This window comes from Catenibacterium sp. (genome assembly GCF_052354645.1).
Classification (GTDB): domain Bacteria; phylum Bacillota_I; class Bacilli_A; order Erysipelotrichales; family Coprobacillaceae; genus Catenibacterium; species Catenibacterium mitsuoka_A.
Genome location: NZ_DAWDDM010000170.1, coordinates 1 through 4,398, shown reverse-complemented (window position 1 = coordinate 4,398; position 4,398 = coordinate 1). Strand labels below are relative to the sequence as shown.

3 protein-coding genes are annotated in these 4,398 nt (G+C 34.6%); 2 read left to right on the top strand and 1 reads right to left on the bottom strand.

The features are described from left to right. Positions 1-178: 178 nt before the first annotated feature. Positions 179-994: a Cof-type HAD-IIB family hydrolase gene (locus ACT8VG_RS07850; RefSeq protein ID WP_432269548.1), complete on the top strand. Its 816-nt coding sequence runs from the start codon at positions 179-181 to the stop codon at positions 992-994. Between the two features lie 52 nt (positions 995-1,046). After that, the gene (locus tag ACT8VG_RS07845; protein ID WP_444195567.1) at positions 1,047-3,563 is read left to right on the top strand and encodes an NYN domain-containing protein; all 2,517 of its coding nucleotides are present in this window, start codon (positions 1,047-1,049) and stop codon (positions 3,561-3,563) included. A gap of 11 nt (positions 3,564-3,574) precedes the next feature. On the opposite strand, the gene ACT8VG_RS07840 is transcribed toward ACT8VG_RS07845, so the two are convergent. Continuing rightward, positions 3,575-4,398: metal-transporting ATPase (locus ACT8VG_RS07840; protein ID WP_444195566.1), on the bottom strand; the 824-nt coding region annotated here is incomplete at its 5' end.

Sequence of the window (4,398 nt, the reverse complement as noted above, 5' to 3'; positions counted from 1 at the left end):
CGCATTTTTCTATTTTGGAAAACTGTCATTTATTTCGAGACAGCCTCTTTTATTTGAAAAAATAATCCTAAATAATGACTAAAATAAAAGTTGTTATTGAAAAATAATTTCCAAATACACTATGTTGATTGAAAGCATCACTATTATTCATTATGCTTTGAATCAAGGAGGATATAATATGGCTATTAAAGCAATCATGTGTGATATAGATGGCACACTTCTATCAAGTAAAGGATATGTCACAGATAAAACAGTAGAAATGATCAAAAAAGCAAGAGAAAAAGGCATACTCTTTGGTTTATCTACAGGAAGGGATGTAAACAGTATTCAAACACTCTTAAAAGATTGGCATATTGATGGGTTAGTTGACTTAATTGTAGGTACAGGTGGTGCTGAAATCTATGACTATACACTTAATATATCTAAAGCACAGTATCCATTAGATGGTGAATCTATTAAAGAAATTATTGCACACTTTAAAGATATGGATTGTAACTTTGCGATTACAGAAAATGGTATAATATATGCACCAAAAGATGATGAACATATCCAATTCTTATCAGAAGCAGACCATATACCTTATAAAGTAGTCAACTATGATGAATACTTAACTAAACCAAAACCGAAACTTATGATTATTTGTAAACCTGATTATATGGATAGAATCATTGAACGTGCACAGACTTTTAAGAGTGATAAGTTCAAATCATCTTCACTTAAGACTGCCAGTGACCTCTATGAATATATGGATCCTCACATTTCTAAAACAGCAGGTCTTATAGAAATACTAAAACTTCATGATATTGATATCAAAGATATACTTACATTTGGTGATGCAGATAATGATTATGATATGACACTTAATGTTGGTATTGGTGTTGTAATGGCTAACGGAAGTGAAAAGACAAAGAGTGTGGCAGATTATATCACTGATGATAATGATCATGATGGTATTGGAAATTATATAGAGAAGTATGTCTTACACCTTGATTAAAACCAAGGTGTTTTTTGATTGATCTATGATACAATAATCAAGAGGTGATTTGATGAAACAATTAACACTTGGAATGGTGGCTCATGTTGATGTAGGTAAAACCACATTAAGTGAGTCATTACTCTATACGACAGGGACAATAAAACATCAGGGTCGTGTTGATCATAAAGATACATTCCTTGACTATAATACACAGGAAAGAGAAAGAGGAATCACTATCTTTTCTAAGGTTTCTTCTCTTAATTATAAGAATAACCATTTCACATTTATTGATACACCAGGGCATGCTGATTTTAGTGGAGAAATGGAACGTGCATTAAGTGTTCTTGATTATGCAATAGTGATTATCAATGGTTTAGATGGTGTACAGGCGCACACTAAAACGATCTGGAACTTATTAGATCACTATCATGTACCAGCCTTCATCTTTGTGAATAAAATGGATTTAACACATTATACAAAAGAAGAACTATTGGACTCTTTATCACAATTGTCTCCTCACATCATGGACATGAGTGCTTCTGAAGAAGATATTGCAGCACTGGATGAAGAGATGATAGAAGAATATTTAGAAACAGGATCTTTAAAAGATGCATCTATCGCAAAAGCGATTTCTAATAGACATCTTTATCCACTTTATTTTGGTAGTGCACTTAAGAATCAAGGTGTCAATGAATTACTGGATGCCTTGGACCGTTATACTTTAGAAAAAGAACCACAGAAAGAATTATCTGCACAGGTCTTTAAGATTACCAGAGATGAAAGAGGAGAACGTCTTGTCTTTATTAAGATCACTGGTGGCAGGCTTCATGTACGTGATACAATCCATGATGAAAAGATTCACCAAATCAGGTTATATCAAGGGAACCATTATACTCTCGTAGAAGAAGCCTCTCAGAATGATATTGTAGCCTTAACAGGTATTAAGAAGCTTCAGGCAGGGGATTATATTGGATTAGGACATGTGATTCATTCAACACTTAGACCTTCCATGTTATATTCAATTCAACCGTCTAAAGAAGCAGATATTAACCATTTCTTTTCTTCTTTAAAGGTATTAGGTGAAGAAGAGCCATTACTTCATTTAAAACTCTTTGATGATCATGCCCAAGTTTCTTTAATGGGTGAAGTACAGATAGATATTCTTAAACAATTAATGAAAGATCGTTTTAATGAAGATATCACAGTAGATGAAGGAGAAGTCGCTTATCTAGAAACAATCAAAGAACCAATAGAAGGGGTAGGACACTTTGAACCACTCAGACACTATAGTGAAGTCCATCTTTACTTAGAACCACTTCCTCAAGGTTCAGGACTTGTCTTTGATAATCAATGTCAGAATAATTTAGAAGAAAGATATCAAAATCTCATCATGACCCACTTACAGGAAAAAGAACACTTAGGTGTGCTCACAGGTTCTCCTATTACAGACATGAAAATCACACTTTTAGGTGGTAAAGCCCACTTAAAACATACAGAAGGAGGAGACTTCAGAGAAGCCACTTATCGTGCTATTAGACAAGGGTTAAAAATGACTGAATCAGTTATTTTAGAACCCTATTATAAATATGAATTAGTCATTCCTACAGAGTCGTTGAGTAAGGTCTACTATGCATTAGAAGATTATCCAACACCTACTGTAGTTAATGAGAATAATGATATTACAACACTTCATGGAGAAGCACCTGTCTTATTCTTGACTCACTATCAAAAAGAACTTCTGACTTCCACAAAAGGCAAAGGACAGCTTTTCTTCTTAGATACATTCTATGCACCAGTAGAAAATCAGAAAGAAGTGATGACTCAATGTGATTATGATAGTGAATCAGATTTAGATAATCCTACAGGTTCTATCTTCTGTTCACATGGTGCAGGATATTATGTCCCTTATGATGAAGTAAGAGAGAAGATGCATTTACCTCTTTATAGTGCAATGAAACAGGAACATACTTATACACATAATCCTGTACATATTAGTGATGAAGAACTTAAAAGAGTATATGAACGTACCTATGGTCCACTGGAAACAAAACTTGCAAGTGACTACTATAAACCAAAACAAAATCATGTCTCTTCTAATACAGTACAGGTATTAGATGAATATTTGATTGTGGATGGATATAATGTCATCTTTGCCTGGGATGAACTGAAAGAACTTGCGAAAGAAAACCTAGGTAGTGCAAGAGATAAGCTTATTGATATACTGATGAGCTATAAAGGGTATCGTGGCTGTCATATGATCCTTGTCTTTGACGCTTATAAGGTTCCACAGAATAAAGGCAAGAGTCATATGTATCATGATATGGAAATCGTTTATACAAAAGAAGGACAGACAGCCGATGCTTATATTGAAAGCATCACAAAACAGATGGCAGGGCAATATCGTCTTGTGGTAGCTACAAGTGATAATCTTGAACAGAAGATTGTATTAGGCCATGGGGCTACACGTATTTCTTCAAGAGAATTACTTCAGGATGTTATTTCTCGCTCTAAAATACAAAAAGAAGAATTTGAAAGAAAAAATCCTCAAATGCATAGTTATGCATTTGAGGATCTCAAGAAGTCTTAGGACTTCTTTTTTTATTTGATGTTTGTAACTGTATAATCTTTATCTTCTACAGTTTTCTTTAAGACATCATCAGATACTTCTTTGCTTAAAGTGACAACTGCAGTGCCTTTTTCATGACTTACATCAGCACTTTCTACACCATCTGCAGCTTCTAATGCTTTCTTTACAGCCATTTCACAATGACCACACATCATACCAGTAATTTCTAAAGTTTTTTCCATTGTTTTTTTCTCCTTTTTCTTTCTTTTTATATCTTTTGATGCATCATGCATAGAGAAAGTATTTAATCTTAATGCATTCATACATACAAAGAAACTAGATAAACTCATGGCAGCAGCCCCTAACATAGGACTCATCTGCCATCCTGTTAAGTGAATAAATACACCAGCTGCAACAGGGATACAAATCGCATTATAGAAAAATGCCCAGAATAAGTTTTCATGGATATTTCTTAATGTCGCACGAGAGAGTCTAATAGCAGCAGTGACATCTGTCAGCTTACTATTCATTAAGACAACATCAGCTGCATCTATCGCAATATCAGTACCTGCACCAATCGCAATTCCAATATCCGCACGTGTAAGGGCAGGTGCATCATTGATTCCATCACCCACCATAGCTACTTTACCATGCTTCTGTAAATCTCTAATAACACTCTCTTTACCATCAGGTAATACACCTGCAATCACTTCGTCCACACCAGCTTTTTTACCAATTGCATCTGCAGTCTTCTTGTTGTCACCTGTCAACATTACAACTTGAATACCCATATTCTGCATTTCTTTAATAGCCTGAGGGCTATCTTCCTTCATTGTATCAGCCACACAGATCATAC

Excerpts from the sequence above, each read along its gene's own strand:
- ACT8VG_RS07845 (WP_444195567.1), top strand. The coding sequence starts at position 1,047 with ATGAAACAATTAACACTTGGAATGGTGGCTCATGTTGATGTAGGTAAA.
- ACT8VG_RS07850 (WP_432269548.1), top strand. The coding sequence starts at position 179 with ATGGCTATTAAAGCAATCATGTGTGATATAGATGGCACACTTCTATCA.